This is a genomic window from Natronococcus jeotgali DSM 18795 (genome assembly GCF_000337695.1).
Taxonomy (GTDB): Archaea; Halobacteriota; Halobacteria; order Halobacteriales; family Natrialbaceae; genus Natronococcus; species Natronococcus jeotgali.
The window spans coordinates 169138-187534 of sequence record NZ_AOIA01000034.1 but is presented as its reverse complement, the minus strand read 5'-3'; the positions used below and the strand labels follow the sequence as shown (position 1 = coordinate 187534).

The 18397-nt window shown below is 69.2% G+C and carries 20 protein-coding genes, 1 tRNA gene and 1 other RNA gene; 12 read left to right on the top strand and 10 right to left on the bottom strand.

Going from position 1 to position 18397, the window contains the following annotated elements; translation table 11 throughout:
• Window positions 1-184: 184 nt before the first annotated feature.
• Both C492_RS06540 and C492_RS06535 read left to right on the top strand, forming a co-directional pair.
• Window positions 185-257 (top strand) — tRNA-Arg (locus C492_RS06540).
• Between the two features lie 254 nt (window positions 258-511).
• A complete protein-coding gene (locus C492_RS06535) occupies window positions 512-859 on the top strand; it encodes a hypothetical protein (protein ID WP_008421608.1) in 348 nt (115 codons plus the stop codon).
• Between the two features lie 117 nt (window positions 860-976).
• On the opposite strand, the gene rnpB is transcribed toward C492_RS06535, so the two are convergent.
• Window positions 977-1409: RNase P RNA component (rnpB, locus tag C492_RS06685), an RNA gene on the bottom strand.
• A gap of 204 nt (window positions 1410-1613) precedes the next feature.
• On the opposite strand from rnpB, the gene C492_RS06530 reads away from it, so the two are divergent.
• Window positions 1614-2213 (top strand): TIGR00296 family protein, encoded by a 600-nt coding sequence (locus C492_RS06530; protein WP_008421606.1) that lies wholly within the window; start codon window positions 1614-1616, stop codon window positions 2211-2213.
• Between the two features lie 31 nt (window positions 2214-2244).
• On the opposite strand, the gene C492_RS06525 is transcribed toward C492_RS06530, so the two are convergent.
• Window positions 2245-3396 carry a nicotinate phosphoribosyltransferase gene (locus C492_RS06525; protein ID WP_008421604.1) on the bottom strand — a complete coding sequence of 384 codons (1152 nt, stop codon included), beginning with the start codon at window positions 3394-3396 and terminating at the stop codon, window positions 2245-2247.
• Window positions 3397-3464: 68 nt separating this feature from the next.
• Window positions 3465-5090, bottom strand: a complete 1626-nt coding sequence (locus C492_RS06520; RefSeq protein ID WP_008421602.1) for an Hvo_1808 family surface protein — start codon at window positions 5088-5090, stop codon at window positions 3465-3467.
• An 86-nt stretch (window positions 5091-5176) separates the two neighbouring features.
• Between C492_RS06520 and C492_RS06515 the strand changes: the two genes are divergently transcribed.
• Both C492_RS06515 and C492_RS24480 read left to right on the top strand, forming a co-directional pair.
• Window positions 5177-5755, top strand: a complete 579-nt coding sequence (locus tag C492_RS06515) for a cysteine hydrolase family protein (protein ID WP_008421601.1) — start codon at window positions 5177-5179, stop codon at window positions 5753-5755.
• A gap of 192 nt (window positions 5756-5947) precedes the next feature.
• Window positions 5948-6109 (top strand): hypothetical protein, encoded by a 162-nt coding sequence (locus C492_RS24480; RefSeq protein ID WP_008421599.1) that lies wholly within the window; start codon window positions 5948-5950, stop codon window positions 6107-6109.
• A 28-nt stretch (window positions 6110-6137) separates the two neighbouring features.
• Here the strand turns inward: C492_RS24480 and C492_RS06510 are convergent, their stop codons facing one another.
• On the bottom strand, window positions 6138-6623 hold the full coding sequence (locus C492_RS06510; RefSeq protein ID WP_008421597.1) for a PaaI family thioesterase: 486 nt from the start codon (window positions 6621-6623) through the stop codon (window positions 6138-6140).
• A 96-nt stretch (window positions 6624-6719) separates the two neighbouring features.
• Between C492_RS06510 and C492_RS06505 the strand changes: the two genes are divergently transcribed.
• Both C492_RS06505 and C492_RS06500 read left to right on the top strand, forming a co-directional pair.
• A complete protein-coding gene (locus tag C492_RS06505) occupies window positions 6720-7193 on the top strand; it encodes a DUF4385 family protein (protein ID WP_008421595.1) in 474 nt (157 codons plus the stop codon).
• Between the two features lie 61 nt (window positions 7194-7254).
• A complete protein-coding gene (locus C492_RS06500; protein ID WP_152424805.1) occupies window positions 7255-7497 on the top strand; it encodes a Sec-independent protein translocase subunit TatA/TatB in 243 nt (80 codons plus the stop codon).
• Between the two features lie 48 nt (window positions 7498-7545).
• On the opposite strand, the gene C492_RS06495 is transcribed toward C492_RS06500, so the two are convergent.
• Window positions 7546-8421 (bottom strand): hypothetical protein, encoded by an 876-nt coding sequence (locus tag C492_RS06495; protein ID WP_008421592.1) that lies wholly within the window; start codon window positions 8419-8421, stop codon window positions 7546-7548.
• A 58-nt stretch (window positions 8422-8479) separates the two neighbouring features.
• Here C492_RS06495 and C492_RS06490 point away from each other — a divergent pair, with 58 nt between their 5' ends.
• Window positions 8480-9175 carry a lipoate--protein ligase family protein gene (locus C492_RS06490; RefSeq protein WP_008421590.1) on the top strand — a complete coding sequence of 232 codons (696 nt, stop codon included), beginning with the start codon at window positions 8480-8482 and terminating at the stop codon, window positions 9173-9175.
• A 24-nt stretch (window positions 9176-9199) separates the two neighbouring features.
• Here C492_RS06490 and C492_RS06485 read toward each other — a convergent pair whose 3' ends face one another.
• Window positions 9200-10177, bottom strand: coding sequence for a hypothetical protein (locus C492_RS06485; protein WP_008421588.1), 978 nt, complete (start codon window positions 10175-10177; stop codon window positions 9200-9202).
• A 331-nt stretch (window positions 10178-10508) separates the two neighbouring features.
• On the opposite strand from C492_RS06485, the gene C492_RS06480 reads away from it, so the two are divergent.
• Complete coding sequence (locus C492_RS06480) at window positions 10509-11009, top strand: DUF7529 family protein (protein WP_008421586.1); 501 nt, start codon at window positions 10509-10511, stop codon at window positions 11007-11009.
• Window position 11010: 1 nt separating this feature from the next.
• Here C492_RS06480 and C492_RS06475 read toward each other — a convergent pair whose 3' ends face one another.
• A complete protein-coding gene (locus tag C492_RS06475; RefSeq protein WP_008421584.1) occupies window positions 11011-11676 on the bottom strand; it encodes a DUF5806 family protein in 666 nt (221 codons plus the stop codon).
• Window positions 11677-11792: 116 nt separating this feature from the next.
• Here C492_RS06475 and C492_RS06470 point away from each other — a divergent pair, with 116 nt between their 5' ends.
• Together C492_RS06470 and C492_RS06465 are read left to right on the top strand one after the other, a co-directional pair.
• Window positions 11793-12929 (top strand): thiolase family protein, encoded by a 1137-nt coding sequence (locus C492_RS06470; protein ID WP_008421582.1) that lies wholly within the window; start codon window positions 11793-11795, stop codon window positions 12927-12929.
• Window positions 12930-13090: 161 nt separating this feature from the next.
• On the top strand, window positions 13091-13429 hold the full coding sequence (locus C492_RS06465; RefSeq protein ID WP_008421580.1) for a hypothetical protein: 339 nt from the start codon (window positions 13091-13093) through the stop codon (window positions 13427-13429).
• Between the two features lie 10 nt (window positions 13430-13439).
• Here C492_RS06465 and C492_RS06460 read toward each other — a convergent pair whose 3' ends face one another.
• From C492_RS06460 to C492_RS06450, 3 genes are read right to left on the bottom strand one after another with little or no spacing between them, the layout of a single operon-like run.
• The gene (locus C492_RS06460; RefSeq protein ID WP_008421578.1) at window positions 13440-14891 is read right to left on the bottom strand and encodes an ethanolamine ammonia-lyase reactivating factor EutA; all 1452 of its coding nucleotides are present in this window, start codon (window positions 14889-14891) and stop codon (window positions 13440-13442) included.
• Window positions 14892-14897: 6 nt separating this feature from the next.
• Window positions 14898-15713, bottom strand: a complete 816-nt coding sequence (eutC, locus tag C492_RS06455; RefSeq protein ID WP_008421576.1) for an ethanolamine ammonia-lyase subunit EutC — start codon at window positions 15711-15713, stop codon at window positions 14898-14900.
• 2 nt (window positions 15714-15715) lie between these two features.
• The gene (locus C492_RS06450; RefSeq protein ID WP_008421574.1) at window positions 15716-17077 is read right to left on the bottom strand and encodes an ethanolamine ammonia-lyase subunit EutB; all 1362 of its coding nucleotides are present in this window, start codon (window positions 17075-17077) and stop codon (window positions 15716-15718) included.
• 139 nt (window positions 17078-17216) lie between these two features.
• Between C492_RS06450 and C492_RS06445 the strand changes: the two genes are divergently transcribed.
• Window positions 17217-18389 (top strand): MFS transporter, encoded by a 1173-nt coding sequence (locus C492_RS06445; protein ID WP_008421572.1) that lies wholly within the window; start codon window positions 17217-17219, stop codon window positions 18387-18389.
• The last annotated feature ends 8 nt before the right edge of the window (window positions 18390-18397 follow it).

Here is an 18397-nt window from a genome sequence, read left to right as displayed (position 1 = left end):
CACGAGGGGGCGAAACGGACGCGACGGCTCGAGGCCGGTTCGACGGTCGGAGTGCATACCCCCGTTGGCCCCCTCCTCCGGGATAAACCTGCGTCGCTCGCGTGTCACTCACACCCGGAATCGACGGCCAGCGGTCGAATACTTTCGAAAGGGCTTTAATGTCGACGGCAGTACGTAGAGATGAGTCCTGATAGGGTAGTGGACTATCCTCTTGGCTTGCGGAGCCAGGGACCGGAGTTCAAATCTCCGTCAGGACGCTCACTCCTTACGAGTGCTTTCACTTCGTTCAGCACTCGCTGCCTCGTTCGGTCCTGACGTGCCCAACGCTCGCTTCGCTCGCCGTTGGACTCCGTCAGGACGTTTCCGACGCAACAACACCGCGAGCGACGCGAAGCGTCGGTCGGAGATACATCACGCCGACGATCTCCAAACGTCCACTAGTGTCCGAACGGGGAGAAACTTCAGACAACGCTAGTAAAGTTCATGTAGTTACGTTAACGACTCTATCGATATGCTCGCTCACTCTCGTAACGAGGCAACCGACGAGATACTGAATACGCTGAGTCATCCCCTTCGGCGTCGGCTACTGTTCAGCCTCTACGAACGGGATAGCGATTCCGGTGAACTCCCGCTTCACCGGGTTTCAAACCTCGCGTTCGAGGAGGAGAACGTACGGGTCGAACTGTATCACATGCAGCTGCCGAAACTCGAGGAGAAGGGATACGTCTGCTGGGACGGTGACGAAGACACGATAACCGAGGGTCCGGAGTGGAACCAAATCGAACCGCTTCTTCGATTGTTATATAATCATCTGAACGAGCTCCCGTCCCAACTGAGGGGAACCGCTTCGCTGCCGTAGCTTCCACAGGACGGTCTGAACAGCGCCTCACTGGTGACAGATCGTTCAACTTTGTTGAGTGGAGTCCCCGTTCTCGAGGGGCGTCGCCACTCGAGGACGAACGGTGGGCGAGAGGAGTAAGCCCCCTTCTGTTCGATCCGGCATTCGGCTGAGCGTCCGCGCCGTCCGCGAAATCGCGGGGCGTTCGGGCTACCACGGCGCGGACTTGCACCGGTGAGGGTTCGCCGTTCCATCGATCCTCGGCCGTCCGTGTGCGGTCGGTTACGACGATCGTAACCCGCGGGTTCGAACCGCGTCGGAAGCGCGACCGCACACAGCTCGACGGCGTCGCCGTCTCGCATACCGCGGCTCTCGCGCCGGAGGCACGAGAGCCACGCGTCCCTCGGCGGGTCAGCTTCCCTTCCTCGCGGTCGGGGTCGCGCGCCTCATCGGTCGGACCGAGACGTGTCGTTTCTGTTCCAGAGCCAGCGGTCTCCCGCTCCGGACTTGCGTCCGGTCACCCGCCCGAACGGGTGGGGGGACTTTCCTCGCGAGCGTTGCGCGTCCCGGAGGGACGAGCAACGTGGGGGCACGACGCGACGTCGAGTCGCGCCGTCCCATGGTGACCGCGCCGTCGCCGTCGCGGTCATCGCGGCAGCCGGGCTCTCTCTCCCGGCGGGAGTAGGGTCGGAGGACCAATAAGTCCCGCGGTCGGGTCCTCCCGCCTCGAGGCGAATGGAAGCGCTTTAGGACGACAATCACCATGTCCGGTTGTATGTCCCAGCGACAGGGCGTTGACCTTTCCTACGAGGACGGTGCACGCGCCGTCGAGCTCGCGCGCGAATCCGTCGAATCCTACGTGCAACACGGACAGCGAGAGCAACCGGGCAGTATGCGGGAGGCCTTCTACGAGCGAACGGGGGCGTTCGTTCGCCTCGAGTCGACCCGCGGGCGGGGCAGTCTACGGGGCTGTGCCGGGGGGTACCGCTCGGGCGACCAGCTCGGCCACGTCATCGTCGACGCGGCGATCGAGGCCGCCAGCGAGGACTCCTGTGGCTCGGAAGTGAGCCCCTCGGAGCTGCCGAACCTCACCGTCTCGGTCTGTGCGGTCAGAAACGTCGTCCTCACCGACGACCCGCTGGCCGACCTCGAGCTGGGAACCCACGGCGTCGCCATCGACGGCGGCGAGGGGGGGTGGCTCTATCCGACGGTTCCGGTCGAGAACGGCTGGAGCGCCCGCGAGTACCTCGATCGCACCTGTCGGAAGGCGAAGCTCGCGCCGGGGGCCTGGCAGGACGACGACGTCGTCGTCACGCTGTTCGAGGGGCAGGTCTTCCGCGAGCGCGAGGCCGACGGCAGCATCGAGGAGCTTTGAGACGCCGATAGCACTCTTCGTCGCCGATCGTTCACCCGTCGAACCCGACCGCAGCGGCGTCCTCGAGACAGCGCTCGCTGGCGGCCTCGAGGTCGAACTCCCGAACCACCTCGCCGTCCCGAACCAGCGGCTCGAGCAGGGGCTCGGCGTCGTCGGGTCCGTCGCGGTCGGCCAGCGCGACGTGGTGGCCCCCGTCGGCGGTCCGGTAGACCTGTTTCACGCCCGAGAGCTTGCCCCGCTTGGAGATCGGCTCGCCCGCTATTTCGACGATGTCGAGGCTGAAGTCGACCGAGTCGGCCCCGGTGATGTGGCTGCCGACGCCGAAGCCGTCGGCGACGTCCCGAAGTTCGCGGATGTTCTCGGGGCCGAGTCCGCCGCTACAGAAGATGTCGACGTCCTCGTGGCCCCGCGCGTCGAGCTCCCAGCGGACCTCCCGGATGATGTGTCTGAAATCGCCCCGTCGGGAGCCCGTGGTATCGATGCGGACGCCGTCTAAGTCCTCGCCGAGGGTTTCCGCGGCGAGCAGGCTCTCGCTTTTCTCGTCCCAGAAGGTATCGGCGAGCGCGATCCGGGGGACGTCCTCGGGGACGGCCTCGTCGAATGCCCGCCAGGCGTCGGCCTGGTTCCCCTCGCCGAAACAGAACATGAGCGCGTGGGGCATCGTCCCGCCGGCTTCCCGACCCAGAACGTCGCCGGCGGCGACGTGCGAGAACCCGTCCAGCCCCGCGAGCAGGGCCGCCCGCTCGACCGTCGCCGCGATCGCAGGGTGGACGTGGCGGGCCCCGAAGGAGAGCACCGTCGCCGACGGCGCCGCGAGCCGGGCCTCGAGTGCGGCCGTGGCGAAGCCGCTTGGCTGGGAGAGAAAACCCAGCAGCGAGGTCTCCAGCTCGGCGAACTCGAGGTATGGCCCTTCGATCCGCAGGACGGGACCGCCGTCGAACAGCTGGCCGTCGGGAAGCGCGTCGACGTCGACGTCGCGACCCTCGAACAGCGTCGCGACGTCTTTCACGCCGGTACAGACCTCGAAGGAGCCGGTGGAGAACTGGTCCGCGGTCACCTCGGCGACCACGCGGGGGTTCTTCCCCGCGTGCTCGAGGGTGGTCCGGGTGCGCTCGAAGTAGGCGTCCGTCGCGGCGCCCTCGAGGATCGCCTCGGACGACACGATTCCGAACGGGTTAGTCATACCGTCGGTTTCAGTCGGCGGTCAAATAAGCTACCCGTCTGCCGTGCGGTCGCGGTCGGCGCCCGCGTTCAGTCCCGGGCTCGGATCGCGACCGCGACGACGGCCGCGACCGCGACGAGCGCGGCGGGGACTCCGAAGCCGGGGATCGTCTCGTCGTCGTCCCCGGTCGTTCCGTCGTTCGAATCGACGTCCTCGGGGTCGATCTCGTCCTCGCCGGACGGCGCGGCGCCCTCGTCGACGGCCGAGAGCTCCGCGACGGTGGGCGCGTGAACGATCGTCACCGTCTCTCCGTCGTGCTCGAGGTAGTACGCTCCGGGGAACTCCTCGTCGATCACGTAGGTGTCCCGACGGTCCGCGACGGGGTCGGCGCCCTCGAGCTCGAGTTGCTCCCGGTAGCCGGCGAGGAACTGCTCGGCCTCCTCGCTCGAGGTCCACTCGGTCTCCCAGACGTAGCCGGAGCGATCCGCGGCGGCGGTCGGATCGTCGGCCGACGCGCCGTCGGGCACGTAGGTGACGAGTTCGTCGCCGGCCCAGCCGTCGGTGTAGGAGTGGTCGTAGTCGTACTCGCCCGTTCGCTCGGTGAGGAACGACTCCCTGTCGATCACCGACGGCTCGAGCGAATCGAGGGCGTCGCCGGCGAACATCGCGACCAGTCCCGCCTCGCCGTAGGTCTCGGTCGCGGGTTCGCCGTCGACCTCGAGCTGGCTCCAGCTCTCGTTCGACCGGTCCTCGACGTCGACGCCCGCGGGCTCGCGTTCCGTTCCGGGTCGGATCACCTCGGAGCTGCTGGCCGGCGGGTCGTCGTAGGCCGCGTCGACGGCGCCCCAGTCGTCCCCGGAGGGGTCGTCGGTTCCGAGCAGGTGCTCGACGTAGTCGGGGCCGTCGCTGTAGGGCTGGAAGATCGTCGCGTACAGCACCCAGTTGAGGTTCGCGGAGCCGTCCCCGGACGCGGCGGCGTCGAGACACGACCAGCCCGCCTCGCAACGCGTCTCGTACTCGGTTTCGATCCGGGTGGCGTCGCCCTCGACGAGCCCGTTTTTCGCGTTGTCCCGGTCGACGGTGGAGCGGTTGTAGCTCCCGATATCGAAGCGCTGGTCCTGCAGGGCGTGTCCCAGCTCGTGTCCGAGGACCGGTTCGTCCACGGAGGGCTCGTCGACGTCGTCCGAGACGACGACGACCCGATCGGTGCCGGGCTCGTAGTAACCGCCGACGGCTCCGCCGTAGAGCGCGTCCCGCTCGTCGGTCGCGTCGGTCTCGTTGTCGACCGCGAACAGCGCCTCGCCCTCGACGTTCAGCCGGATCCGTTCGTCCCCGTCGGCGGCCCCGAAGACCTCGCTGTTGTTCTCCTCGAACTCCGCTCGCGTGACGACGTCGACGGACACCTCCTCGTCGAAGGTCAGCCCGCGGATCTCCTCGACGCGGGCCATCGATCGGTAGACGACCGCCTCGAGCTCGTCGTCCTCGACGACGGCGCCCTCGCGGTCGTCGACCGCGAGCTCGTCGTCGTGCCAGTACCCCTCGACGTACCCGACCGTCTCCTCGGTCGTCGGGTCGTCCGGTCGGTCGGCGGTCGCGTCGCCCCCGAACGGTCCCGCCGACAGCAGCCCCGGGACCGCGCCGCCGGCCGCGGCGAGCAGCAGGATCGACGAGACGGCGAGGAGGGCGACGACGGTCCGCGTTCGCCTCGAGTTCATGCCGGAATACCGATCCGTAAGCGCGGGCGGATCAAAAGGCCGCCGATCGGGCGAACGTTTTGTGGATCGACCGCCTACGGTCGCGTATGCGCCTCGAGCCAGCGACCACCGCACTCGTCGTCGTCGATATGCAAAACGGCTTCTGTCACCCCGAGGGCACGCTGCACGCCCCGGGCAGCGAGGGCGTGATCGAGCCGGTCGTCGACCTCGTCGAGCGGGCGCGCGAGGCCGGCGTCCAGGTGATCTTCACGCGGGACGTCCACCCGCCCGAGCAGTTCGAGGAGAGCTACTACTACGATGAGTTCGAGCAGTGGGGCGAGCACGTCCTCGAGGGCTCCTGGGAGGCCGAACTCGTCGAGGAACTCCCCGTCGAGCCGGAGGATCACGTCGTCGAGAAACACACCTACGACGCCTTCTACAACACCGAACTCGAGGGGTGGCTGAACGCCCGCGGCATCCGCGACCTCGTCATCTGTGGCACCCTCGCGAACGTCTGCGTGCTCCACACCGGCGGCAGCGCCGGGCTGCGGGACTTCCGCCCGATCCTGGTCGAGGACTGCATCGGATACGTCGACCCCGACCACCGCGAGTACGCCCTGGAGCACGCCGAGTGGCTGTTCGGCGAGGTCGTCGAGAGCGACGCGCTCGCGTTCGACGCGGCGTAGTCCCCGCGGGGCGAGCGGAGCCGACGCCCCCGGCGGGCGCTCGAACGTCGCCGTCTCGAGGAGAGGGGTTTTTGGCTCCGCCTTCGAACGGTCCACTATGAACGTGCGACGACGACCGACGAGCGTCCGGACGGACGATCCGCGATCGTCGACGCGGTCGGCCGCGACCCCCGGTGAGGGGAGGTGTCGCGAGTGAACGCCCGACGGCTCCGGGTCCTGTACGCGGGTGGAATCGCACTCAACACCATCGCGCTCGTCGCCGCGGCCGCGGAGGGAGCGACGCTGTACGCCGCGACGTTCGGACTCGTGATCGTCTACCTGGGGGTCCGATACTGGATGGTTTCGAACGGCTAGCGTTTCGGTCGATCCGATCGCGCTCGCTCTAGCCGTCCCGGAAGATCCGGTAGGATCCCTGTCCCGTCGCGACGGCCTTCGTCTCGCCGTCGGGCGTCGTGCTCTCGACGGTGACCTCGCTGACCCCGACCGTCGAGCCCGCGCGGACGACCTCCGCCGTCGCCTCGAGGTCGCCCGTCGCCGGGCGGAGGTAGTTGACGTTCAGGTTGATCGTCGCGACGCCCGTCGAGAGCGGGGCCTCGAGCTGGGTCTGGATAGCGAACCCGCCGACGGTGTCGATCAGCGTCGCGGCGATCCCGCCGTGGATGTCCGGCCGATCGTCCGGCCCCGCGGTCGGTCGGGTGTTGGTCAGCTTCTCGTCGTAGGGGATCGACAGCGTCATCGTCCCGTCGTCGACGTCCTCGACGCTGGTGCCGATCCAGGAGAGAAACTCGTGGTTCTCGTCGATGTAGCGCTGGAGGAATGCGGCGAGATCGTCGATCTCCTCGGCCGAGCGCGGCGCCTCGTCGGTCATGTCACTCCGTGCACGTGCGACGCTCTTTACGGCTACGCTTTGCCGGCTGTCGAACGCAGGGGACCCGCTCATCCGCCTCGGGACCGTCTCGAGGGTATGAGCGATCCGTCGACCGAGCGCGGCCCCGACGACGACGGCCCCGAGTACGACGTCGACTTCCGCGCCGATCCCGAGGCCTACGAGATCGGCCGCGGCGAGGAGGGCGTGTTCAAGGTCGAGCCCTACAAGAGCGAGCTGTTGCCGCTGTGGTCCTACGCCGACGAGGAGAGCGCCGAGGAGGCCGCCGAGGCGATCTACGAGCGGTACGAACGGTACCGCGAGGACGACGACTTTCCGGGGATGGACATGGCCCGGAAGTACCTCCGGATGGGGTACACGCGAGCGATGCGCTACGCGAAGTATCCCGGCGGGAAGAAGTACGGCGACGACGGGACCGAGCGCGAACCGGAACGGTGGGCCGACGGAGAGAAACGGGCGGCGGCGCTGGTCTTCGAGGAGTACTGGGAACGGGTTCGCGAAGACGGGGCCTACCGGGACGCCAGGGAACGACACCGCAAACGGCGGGAGTAGCGAACGAGTCCGAACTCCTGACTGCTAGGTTAACTCCTTTGGAGTCGTAGCTCCGACCGCGATGAGTTCACTAGTACCGATGTTCATGATGCCGGGCGGACCGGAGCTACTCATCATCCTCTTTATCGCCGTGTTGCTGTTCGGGACGGCGAAAATTCCCGGACTCGCGCGCGCCGCCGGCGAGTCGATGGGCGAGTTCGAGAAGGGCCGCGTACAGGTCGAGCGGGAACTCGAGGAGATGCAAACCGCGGCTCGGGAGCGCGCGGAGGTCGAGTCGGAGGAGACCGAGCGACCCGCCGACTGAACCCGATTTTTCGCAGGGCGCGCCGCGAGCGTCGGCGACGGCGACCCGCTACGAGCGTCCACCGGGGCGAATGCGAACGCGGACCCACTGGCCGACCTCGAGCTCGCGGTCCGGGCGGATCAGCTTCGCGCCGAAGTCGCCGTCTCGGGCACAGAACAGCGAGAGCCCGGTGATCGGCTCGTCGTTCGCGGTGACGACCACGTCGTCCCAGTCTATCGTTCGCTCGTCGAGGACGCCGAGCCGATCGCCGTTCAGTGAGACGGCCCCCGAGGACGACCTCGCGGGTCCGAGCAGCCCGCCACCCTCGTAGTGGGGGAGGCCGCCGTCGAGGACGCCTCCGGAGTCGGCGCCGACGCCGACGAACCGCGCTCCCGGCTCGGGGTGGGTCGGCGCGTCCAGCACGGCGTAGGTCTCGCCCGTCGCGACCACCTCGCCGGTCCCGTCCCAGGCGAGCGGTTCGATCTCGACGCCGGGTTCGAGCGGGAGCGATCCGGACGCCCGGTACGGGTTCCGATCCGGCTCCCGGAAGCCGACGTGAAGGTGGTTGTCGACCCAGGGGGCGAAGAAGCCGGCGCGAACCAGGGTGCCAAGCGACTCCCCCGCCGCGACACGGTCCCCGCTCGAGACGGTCGGCTCGACGTGGAGGACGCGGGCCGTCAGCCCCGCGAGGTCGTCGGGACCGTCGCAGTCGATCACGGTCAGATGGTCGTGCTCGGGAGCGTACGGTTTCGGCGGCGCGCGGACGGTGCGGGTCTCGCGGACGACCCCGGTGACGGGGCTGGGCGCGGCGGTCGTCCGGCCGTCGCGCAGGGTTCCGGGGTACAGATCGACCGCGCAGCCGCCGTCGTGGGCGCGGTACGGCGAGTTGTACAGCGAGAACCGCCGGTAGCGGGCGAGCAGCGCGTCGGGGAGGGTGACGGCCATCGGTCGTCTGCGAGTCGGCAGCGGGAGCGTTTAGACCCATCGACCCGAACGTCGGGGCATGCGCGTGTTTCGGGGCCGAGCGGGGACGATCGAAGCCGACCGCGAGGTGAGCGAGCGGCTCCTCGAGGGCGCCGCGGACGGCGACCCCGCCGTTCGCGTCTGGGCGCCGCACCGACAGGTCGCCTTCGGCCGTCGCGATAGCCGACTCGAGGGATACGACCGCGCTCGCGAGGCCGCCAGCGAACGGGGGTTTCCCCCGGTCGAGCGCAGCGTGGGCGGACGGGCGGTCGCGTACGACGGCGAGACGACGCTGGCCTTCGCCCGCGCCGAACCGATCGCGGACTTCCGTCGTGGCACCGACGAGCGCTACGAGCGACTGACCGCGGACGTGGCCCGCGCGGTAGCGGACCTGGGGGTCGGCCTCGAGCGCGGCGAGCCCGACGCCTCGTTCTGTCCGGGCGCCCACTCCCTGTCGACGTCGGACGCCGGGCGACTCCGGAAGGTCGCCGGGATCGCCCAGCGGGTCCGCCGGGAGGCGGCGCTGGTCTCGGGGATCCTCGTGGTCGACAACCGCGAGGGGCTCGCGGCCGTCCTCGAGGCGGTCTACGGCGCGCTCGAGGTGCCGTTCGATCCCGACGGAATCGGCAGCGTCGCCAGCGTCAGCGGCGAGGACGACCCGACGACGATCGCGCGGTCGATCGAGAACGAACTGGTCGGCGATCGCAGGCCGGAGATCGTCGAGGTAACGGCGTGATCGCGCCCCGGGGCCGCGGCTCGTCTAGGGCTCGCAGGCGTCGGGGTCGAACGCCCCCTCGAGCGCGATCGAGTGGTTGTCGTAGTAGGCGTAGAGGTTCTTCGGGGGCGTGTAGCGGCCGCCGTAGTGGCCGACGGGGCCCGTCGTTTCGATCGCGTTGTCCTCCCGGTCGGTCGTGAACTGGAAGTTCTCGCGCTCGTAGATCGGGTCGCCGTCGAGCCAGTAGCGGACGACGCCGTCGGCGTTCGGCGTGCCCCCGCTGACCGTGTTCACGCGGACGTAGTACTCGAACTCGTACCACCGGCCCGGGACGATCCCGGGGGTCGCGAGCGCAGTCGGTTCGCCGTCGACGATGTAATCCTGGTCGCCGTACGCGCCCTGGCCCTCGCCCATGTGGTACGTGTTCGAGAGGAGGTGATACGGCCCCTCGGGGTCGGTGCCTCGAGTGGTGATGTACATTCGGTTGCTCCAGCCGTTGGTGCCGTCGGGCGTGCCCCCGCCCGCGCTTCCGGTTCCGCTGGCGATCGCGCAGTTCCAGAGCCGGCAGTTCGCCAGCCGTCGCCCCGACATCGACCACCCGGTGTCGAGCGCGAAGTCGACGCGACCGTTGAGTTCGAGCAGCCCACTCTCGAAGTCGTAGTGGGTGCTCACGCCCCAGTTGTCGCCCTCCCTGATCCGCAGCTGCAGGGCCCGATCGCCGGAGGCCGTCGGGCTGGCGACGAGGGTGAGGTTCTCGGGGTCGCCGTTCGACACCCGGTAGAGATCGGTCCAGTCGTCGACCGCATCGTAGTCGAGGTGCAGTACCTCCTCGGGTTCGCTACAGGCCGCCGCGGCGCGGTCGACGCCGACGCCCGCGAGCCCGAACAGTCCCCCGGCGCCCAGCGCCCCGGCGCGGAGCGTTCGCCGGCGGGAGATTCGGGAGCCGCCCGTCCCGTCGATGGTATCGCGTTCGTCGCGTCGTTTGCCCGCGGAATCGCCTGTATCCGAATCGTTCGTCGTCATCTCGTCTACAGCTGACATATCACCCGTCAAAGTATCGTTCCGATTACCGGTCAGCTCGAGAGAGTACGGACCGCCTGTCGCGCCGTCTCGTCTCGAGAACGATCGGGAGGCGACCCCCGCCGAGACGGCCGCGTCGAGGACGCCGTCAGCGCAGCGTCGGGCCGTAGTTTTCGCGGATTCGCGCGCGCCGAAATCGGCCGATACTCGATCGCACGGACCGTTTCTCTCGACGAAACTGACGCCAGCCCAGGGGGTCCGGAGGGTCGCAGCAACGTTTTTCTCGGTCGGCGGTGGGGATCTCCAGTATGGCGCGACTCGTGGAGGGAGTCCGATGAGCGACGAACCGAACCCGACGACGACCCCCGAGTGGGAGGAGTTGATCGACGACGCAGGCGAGGTCGCCGCGGAGTACCGCGAGCGCGGCTGGGAGGTGCTCGTCCTCGAGCCGATCGACGTGACCCCGGTCGAGCGCGGGGATCGGTCGGGACTCGACGTTACGATCGCGGAGTCGGCGTACGGCCGCCTCGAGGACATCGTCGCCGACGAGGCGGTGGCGTTCGGGGACGCGGAGGTGTACTACCGGCCGTCCGAGGGCGGCGATCGGCGGTTCGCGCTGATCGTCGAGCGCGACGAGCGAAGCGAAACCGCGGTCGTCGTTCCCGTCGCGTACGCCTTCCCGGAGGCCCGCGACGTCTTCGAGCGCGCGCTGCGCGAGTCGGACCTCCAGGTCCACGTCCGTCCCGCGGACGCCGCCGAATGGATCGTCTTCTCCCACGGCGATCCGTCGCTGTTCCTCGAGGAACGGGACCGTCGGGCCTGGGACGTCGACTGAGTTACTCCGCGTCGGTCTCCCGCTCCCGGAGCTCCTCGCTCGCCTCCCGAACCTCCCGCATCACCGTCGAGATCCGCTCCTCGGCCTCGAGTTCCTCCTCGACGGCCAGGTCGACGCCCTCGACCTCGAGCAGGAACTTCGCGACCTCCGTGGACTCGTACATCACGTCGTCGAGTTCCTCGGCGGTGAAGAAGTCACACATCGCGCCGTAGAGGAAGGTCGCGCCCGCCATCCGGACCTTCTCCTCGAAGGACGCGCGGGCCTGGTTGACCGCCTGGGGCGTGTAGGTGTCGGTCATGAACGGGACCAGTTCGGGGAGGTTCTCGCCGATCTTGGTCATCTCGACCCCGGTCTCGGTTCGGAAGTCCGAACAGAGCCGGGCGATAGCCCACTCGCGGGCCGTGATGTACGTTCGGTCCCGCAGGAACTCGTTGACCCGCTCGTACTGGGCGCCGTCCATCTTCTTGAACCGGGCGTACTTCCGGACGTCGTCGGGCACGTCCGACTCCTCGGGTTCGGGATCCGGGACGTTCGGCATCGGGTCGTCGCCGGAATCGTCGGCGTCTGCTGTGCCGCCGGCGTCGATCGAGTCCCGCTCGTCGCCGTCGGATTCGTCGGTCCGAGCGTCCCGGGCCTCGAACCCGGCGTCCGCGCCGTCGTCGTTCATGGCCGCGTATTGCCAGCTACTCGGGATAAGCGTTGTTCTCGAGTACTGGCGTAAACTCCGCTCGCATCCTCGGGAGTTCTATCGAATTTAAGTTCGTGAGGAATGTCCGATACGGTATGTCACAGACACCGGTCGTCGTCGAGGCGGTACGAACCCCGCAAGGGAAGGAGGACGGCGTCTTCGCGGACGTGCGCAGCGAGGACCTCTCGATCCCGTTGATCGACGAAATCCTCGCCGAAACCGGCCTCTCGGGCGCGGAGGTCGACGACCTGATGTGGGGCTGTGCCCAGCAACGCGGCGAGCAGGGCAACAACCTGGCCCGCGTGATCGCGCTGCTGTCCGAGCTGGGCGAGGGCGTCCCCGCGACGACGATCAACCGCTGGTGTGCGTCCTCGATGCAGGCGGTGATCTCGGCCTCGGACGCGATCGCCGCGGGCAACCGCGACGCCGTCATCGCCGGCGGCGTCGAGAACATGTCCCGGGTGGCGATGGGCGAGAACACCCACAACGTCCACCCGCGGATGGCCGAGCTGTACAACATCGGCGAGCTCCAGATGGGGATGACCGCCGAGAAGGTCGCCGAGGAGTACGGCGTCAGCCGCGAGGAGCAAGACGAGTACGCCGCCCGGAGCCAGCAGCGCGCGACCGAGGCGACCGAGGAGGGTCGCTTCGACGACGAGATCGTCCCGATCGAAACTGACGACGGCACCGTCGACGAGGACGAGGGCATCCGGCCGGGTACGACCGCCGAAAAGCTCGCCGAACTCCCCACGGTGTTCAAATCCGACGGCACCGTCACGCCGGGCAACGCCTCCCAGATCTCCGACGGCGCCTCCGCCCTGCTGATCACGAGCGAGGCCTTCGCCGCGGAGCACGACCTCGAGATTCTCGCCGAGGTCGGCACGAACAACGTCGCGGGCGTCGATCCCACGGTGATGGGGATCGGACCCGTTCCCGCGACGGAGGGCCTGCTCGAGCGCAACGGCCGCGAGATCGGGGACTACGATCTGGTCGAACTTAACGAGGCCTTCGCCAGCCAGTCGATCTACTCCCGCGACGAGCTCGGGATCGACCCCGAGACGTTCAACGTCAACGGCGGCGCCATCGCGCTGGGCCACCCGCTCGGGGCCTCCGGCGCGCGCCTGCCCGTCACGCTGATTCACGAACTCCGGAAGCGCGGCGGCGGGCGAGGCCTGGCGACGCTGTGTGTCGGCTTCGGCCAGGGCGCGGCGATCGAGTTCGAGGTCAACTAAGCCGATCAGTCTGGGCCTTTTGGTCCAGATTTTGCGAGGGCGCTCGCACAGCGAGCGCCCGAGACAAAAGGTGGTCGCGTCAGGGTGCGGCGATCGAGTTCGAGGTCGACTGAGACGAGCTCCGGGCCCGCGATTTAGTAGCTCCGAGCCGTAGGCGGCGTATGAGCACCATCCTGCTGGCGGCGATCGTCGGCATCCCGCTCGCCTGGCACCTGGGGATCACCGCGTTCGTCTACTACGACGCGGGTCGGGTCGGGCTCGAGCCGGCCCGAAAGTGGGCCGCGATCGCGTTCGCGGTCCCAATCTTCGGCTTTTTCATCTACCTGTTCGAGCGCAGTGAGCGCGACTACGATCCCGAGAGCGACCCCTACAAGGGAAACAACTTCAACATTCATCCCTCGAGAGCCGACGACGCGCCGCTTCCCTCGCGGGGGGACGATCGGACGGGGCCGGACGATCTCGAGGAGCCGAACGGGTCGGGCTCCAAGGGCGAGCGGTAGCCGACCGCAGTCAGAACGCCAGCGTCTTGACGACGACGGGAACGCTCCGGTGGCCCGCGATCGGCGCGCCGACGTCGAGGTAGTCGCCTCCGCGGGGACGGAGCTCGTCGAGAACGGCCAGGGGCCGATCGGTTCGTCGACGGAGGAGCTGTCCCAGCGCCTTCGCGCAGTTCTGTCGGGTCACGACGACGACCGGAAGCGACGGCGGGAGCGGATCGACGGCCCCCGTGAGAGCGTCTGCGAGCACGCCCAGACGGTCGTACTCGAGCGGGCCGACGTCGGCGATCGCGAGGGCGACGGCGTCGAGGTCGGCGAGGTCGTGGAGTTCCCGGAGCCGCGCGACCGCCGACTCGAGCGGTTCGCGGAGGGCCCGTTCCTCGCGGCCCGCGAGGTCGCCGGCGTCGGCGACCGGGACGTTCCGGATCGGGAACAGGTCGGGCTCGATCGAGATCGTTCGCCCGCTGAGCGTCGTCGACTCGGTGCCGGCACCGACGACGGTCGCTCGCAGGTCCTCGTGGGGCTCGCGGACGGACCAGGCCCGGACCCGCTCGTGATCGCGGAGCGCGGCCGCGAGCGGCCCGCCGAGATCCCCGTAGGCGAACGGCTCGGACGGCGGCGAACCGACGAGACGCCCGACGCCGCCGCTGAAGACGACGCCGTCGAGGGAAACGGGCTCGGACGGGAGCTCGCCGATCGCCAGCTCGCGCGTGAGGGCGTCGAACGGCGGCCCCTCGAGCAGGTCGACGACTCGGTCGGCCATCGCCGCAGCGAGCGCGGCGAGCAGTTCGTCGTCGGGTTCGTCGCCGACCTCGAGTGGAAGCTCGAGCGCGTCCGCGAGCAGCCACGCGGGCGGCGAGATCGACTCGACGCGTCCGTGCCCGTCGAACCGGACGAGTCGGCCGCCGACGTCGAGACAGCGCGTCTCTCCGACCAGCTCCCCGCCTCGCCCGCGCCCGTCGCCCGATCGCCCCTCGAAGATCGCGGCGTTGGTCGTCCCGCCGCCGACGTCGACGTTGGCGACGGTTTCGCCTCGCTCGGCGGCGCGGGTCGCGGCGCCGGAACCGCGGCCGGCGAGGACGGCCTCGAGTTCGGCGCCGGCCGTCGCCGCGACGAACCGCCCCGCGTCGGCCGCGATCCGGTGGACGAGCGGTTCGGCGTTCTCCCGGCGGGCGGTCTCGCCCGTGACGATCACCGCGCCGGTGTCGACGGCGGCGGGATCGACGCCCGCCGCCTCGAGGTCGGTCGCGACGTGCGCGGCGACCGCCTCCACGTCGATCGTCTCGGGATCGAGCAGCGGCGTCTCGCGGACCGGTCCCCGAAAGGCGATCTCGCGGTCGGCGATCTCGGGGCTCGCGACGCCGCCGGGCGGCGTCTCGACTCGCAGGCGGCTGACGACCGTATGGGTCGTCGTCGTCCCGACGTCGATCCCGACGCTGGTCAGCCGTTCCGAGCGGTCGGTCACGGCCGATCAGGACTCCCTGAACGCGCGGTCGTCCTCGCGGAGGTCGATCCCGCTGGCCTCGGCCGCGAGGGTTTCGGCGATCAGGTCGACGAGCTCGGCGCCGGCTTCGACCGGGGGAAGCCCGCCGTCGTGGACGTTCGAGACGACCGACTTCCTCGAGGTCGCCGTCCCGCGCTCCGGGCCGTAGACGAGGTACGCGCTCAGGCTCTCGGCGCTGCCGAGCCCGGGGCGCTCGCCGATGAGGATCACACAGCAGTCGGCCCCGAGCTCCTCGCCGATCGCGTCCATCACGTCGACGCGGCCGAACTCGACGAAGACGGGCGTGCCGACCGAGATCCCGCGCTCGGCGAGCCCGTCCCGGAGGATCGGCAGTAGCTCCGGGACGTTCGCCTCGACGGCCGTCGAGGAGAGCCCGTCGCTGACGACCAGCTGGACCGCAGGTTCGAGGTCGCACTTCTCGAGGAGTCGCTCGCGGCTCGCCGCGTCGAGCTCCCGGCCGAGATCCGGTCGTGCGAGGTACTGGTCCGCGTCGTCGACTTTCGTCCGGAGGGCGACGAGGTCGAGGTCCGCGAGCAGCTCGTCTCCTACCCGGGAGCGGACCGCGTCGCGGGCGACCGCGTGGTCGGCCCGGAACGCCAGCAGCGAGTCGGTGGCCGGTCGCGGGCCGGCGCGACCGACGCCGAGGCGGGTCGGCGTTCGGTCGGCGATTCGCCGGAGCGCCTCCTCGTCCGCGATCGCACGGTCGGTCTCGACGTCGGATTCCGCGTCGCGGTCGGCGGTCGGTTCGGGTCCGTCGGCGTCGGCGCCAGAGTCGGATGCCATGATTACGTGAAGATCGTCGGATCGCCCGCGCGGTCGGTGAGCCGGCCGTCCCGCCAGAGGTCCATCTCCTCGAGCCACTCGCGGAAGGCGGGCGCCGGGTCGCGGTCGAACAGTTCCCGGAGGGCGGGGGCGTCGTGGTAGCTGTTGGACTGGTAGTTCAGCATGACGTCGTCGCCCATCGGAACCGTGATGAAGTAGTTCGCTCCCGCCGCCGCGAGCAACACGGCGAGGTTCTCGATGTCGTTCTGGTCGGCCTGCATGTGGTTCGTGTAACAGGCGTCGATCCCCATCGGGATCCCGTGGAGCTGGCCCATGAACACGTCCTCGAGGCCGGCGCGGATCACCTGTCGCCCGTCGTAGAGGTACTCCGGACCGATGAAGCCGACGACGGTGTTCACGAGGAAGGGGTCGTACCGCTTCGCGAGCCCGTAGCAGCGGGCCTCGAGGGTGAGCTGGTCGACGCCCTCGTGGGCGTCGCCCGACAGCTCGGCGCCCTGGCCCGTCTCGAAGTACAGCACGTTCGGCCCAGAGGACGTACACCGACGCCGCGCGAGCTCGTGGGCCTCGTCGAGGAGGGCAACGTCGACGCCGAACTCGTCGTTGCCGGCCTCCGTGCCGGCGAGGCTCTGGAAGACGAGATCCGCGGGGGCGCCCTCGCGGATGGCGTCCATCTGGGTGGTGACGTGGGCGAGACAGCAGTTCTGGGTCGGCACGTCCCACTCCTCGATGAACCCGTGGGTCGCCTCGAGGATCCGCGTCGTCGTCTCGACGCCGTCCTGGACCGGGTTGACGCCGATCACGGCGTCGCCGACGCCGTAGGACAGTCCCTCCCGGGTCGCGTCGACGATATTCGCGACGTCGTCGGCGGGGTCGTTGGGCTGGAGTCGAAAGGAGAGGGTTCCCCGCTCGCCGACCGTCGTGTTACAGCGCGCGGGCACTTCCATCCGCGAGGTGACAAGCGCCAGGTCGAGGTTCGACATGAGCTTCGTCACCGCGGCGATCATCTCGCTTGTGAGCCCCGGTCGGATCGCCGCGATCTCTCGCTCGCCCGTGTCGGTGGCGACGAGGTACTCCCGCAGGTCAGCGACGGTCCACTCGCGGATTTCGTCGTAGATCGGCTCTCGGACCGCCTCCTGGATGACCCGCGTCACCTCGTCCTCGTCGGCGGGGACGGCGGGATTCTCCCGCAGCGTCTCGAGTCGCATCCCCGCCAGCGCCCGCTTGGCGGCGACTCGCTCGGCGTCCGAGTCGGCTGCGACTCCGGCCAGTTCGTCGCCGGTTTTGGGCTCGTTCGCCTTGGCCAGTACCTCGACGACGGAGTCGAAGCGATCCCCCGCGTCGGGCGTCGTGGTTTTGATTGCCATCTCCCGTCCGACGGTAGGGCGGGGAGAACCTTCACCGTTCGTCAAATGTTACCAAACCACGGTTGCTGGAATGAAAGCGACGGCGCGTTCGACGCCCGACGATAGCCACGGTTTTCTTCGACGAACCGACACCACCGGTATGAAGCGAACGACGGTTTGGACGGTCGCCATCTTCCTGTTCGTCTTCGGGGACGCGATGGCGTTACAGGCGAGGGGGCCGATCCTCTCGAGTCTCGAGGCGACGTTCGCGGTCTCGGAGGCCGAACTCGGGCTGGTGGCGCCGGCCGGAACCGCGGGCTTCGCCGTCGCCGCCGTCGCGACGGGGCTGCTCGCGGGACGGCTCCGGATGCGGTGGGCGCTGTTCGCGGGCGCCGCGGGCGTGATCTGTGCGCTGGTCGCGATGGCGGCCGCGCCCGTCTACGCCGTCTTCCTGCTCGCGTTGCTGGCTCAGGGCGGCGCCGCGGGCGTGTTTCGCGGCGTCGACCGAGCAGCTCTGAGTCACATCCACTCGGCTCGTCGCGGGCGAGTCTACATCGCGTACGCGCTCGCCTGGGCCGTCGGGGCCGTGCTCGGGCCGCAGCTGGTCACCGGCGTCCTCGCGGTCGCGGACTGGCGGGTCGTCTTCCTCGTCCTCGCGGGACTCTTCGTTCCGGTCGCGGTCGTCGCCGCCCGGACCGAACTTCCCTCGATGGAGGCCGAGCGGTCGATCTCGGTCGGTGCGCTTCGCGAACTGCTCGGCCGACCCGCCGTCGTCGGCGCCACAGTCGGCATCCTGTTTACCGGCGCCGTCGAGGGGATCGTCTTCACGTGGCTCGTCTACTACGCCGAGGGGTTCTACGGAACGGGGACGGCCAGCCTGCTCCTGTCGACGTACCTGCTCGCGTACATCCCCGCCCGCACGGGCTACACGCTGCTCGTGGATCGGGTTCCCTACCTCCTGCTCATGCTGGTCGCGACCGTTCCGGCGATCCCGGCCTTCGCGATCGCGTTCTCCGGGATCACCGGTCCCGTCCTCTTCGCGGCCGTCTTCGTCGCCGGGGCCGGGCTCTCGAGTTGCTTCCCCGCGCTGTCGGCCTACGCGGTCGAGGCGGCTCCCGAGTACAGTGGCCCGATCAACGCCCTCACGACCGGGGCAACGTACGTCGGGATCGCGGTCTCGCCGGCCGTCGTCGGCGTCCTCGCCGAGGCGTACGGACTGAGCCGAGCGATCTGGCTCGTGATCGGCTTCGCAGTGTTGCTCTCGTCGACGATCGCGGTGACGTGGCTCTGGACGGGAACGCCGGAGGCGCCGACCGTCGACGCCAGCGCGTGAGAGAACGG

Coding starts and splice junctions, on each gene's coding strand:
- C492_RS06535 (WP_008421608.1), top strand. CDS start 512: ATGCTCGCTCACTCTCGTAACGAGGCAACCGACGAGATACTGAATACG.
- C492_RS06530 (WP_008421606.1), top strand. CDS start 1,614: ATGTCCCAGCGACAGGGCGTTGACCTTTCCTACGAGGACGGTGCACGC.
- C492_RS06525 (WP_008421604.1), bottom strand. CDS start 3,396: ATGACTAACCCGTTCGGAATCGTGTCGTCCGAGGCGATCCTCGAGGGC.
- C492_RS06520 (WP_008421602.1), bottom strand. CDS start 5,090: ATGAACTCGAGGCGAACGCGGACCGTCGTCGCCCTCCTCGCCGTCTCG.
- C492_RS06515 (WP_008421601.1), top strand. CDS start 5,177: ATGCGCCTCGAGCCAGCGACCACCGCACTCGTCGTCGTCGATATGCAA.
- C492_RS06510 (WP_008421597.1), bottom strand. CDS start 6,623: ATGACCGACGAGGCGCCGCGCTCGGCCGAGGAGATCGACGATCTCGCC.
- C492_RS06505 (WP_008421595.1), top strand. CDS start 6,720: ATGAGCGATCCGTCGACCGAGCGCGGCCCCGACGACGACGGCCCCGAG.
- C492_RS06500 (WP_152424805.1), top strand. CDS start 7,255: ATGAGTTCACTAGTACCGATGTTCATGATGCCGGGCGGACCGGAGCTA.
- C492_RS06495 (WP_008421592.1), bottom strand. CDS start 8,421: ATGGCCGTCACCCTCCCCGACGCGCTGCTCGCCCGCTACCGGCGGTTC.
- C492_RS06490 (WP_008421590.1), top strand. CDS start 8,480: ATGCGCGTGTTTCGGGGCCGAGCGGGGACGATCGAAGCCGACCGCGAG.
- C492_RS06485 (WP_008421588.1), bottom strand. CDS start 10,177: ATGACGACGAACGATTCGGATACAGGCGATTCCGCGGGCAAACGACGC.
- C492_RS06480 (WP_008421586.1), top strand. CDS start 10,509: ATGAGCGACGAACCGAACCCGACGACGACCCCCGAGTGGGAGGAGTTG.
- C492_RS06475 (WP_008421584.1), bottom strand. CDS start 11,676: ATGAACGACGACGGCGCGGACGCCGGGTTCGAGGCCCGGGACGCTCGG.
- C492_RS06470 (WP_008421582.1), top strand. CDS start 11,793: ATGTCACAGACACCGGTCGTCGTCGAGGCGGTACGAACCCCGCAAGGG.
- C492_RS06465 (WP_008421580.1), top strand. CDS start 13,091: ATGAGCACCATCCTGCTGGCGGCGATCGTCGGCATCCCGCTCGCCTGG.
- eutC (WP_008421576.1), bottom strand. CDS start 15,713: ATGGCATCCGACTCTGGCGCCGACGCCGACGGACCCGAACCGACCGCC.
- C492_RS06450 (WP_008421574.1), bottom strand. CDS start 17,077: ATGGCAATCAAAACCACGACGCCCGACGCGGGGGATCGCTTCGACTCC.
- C492_RS06445 (WP_008421572.1), top strand. CDS start 17,217: ATGAAGCGAACGACGGTTTGGACGGTCGCCATCTTCCTGTTCGTCTTC.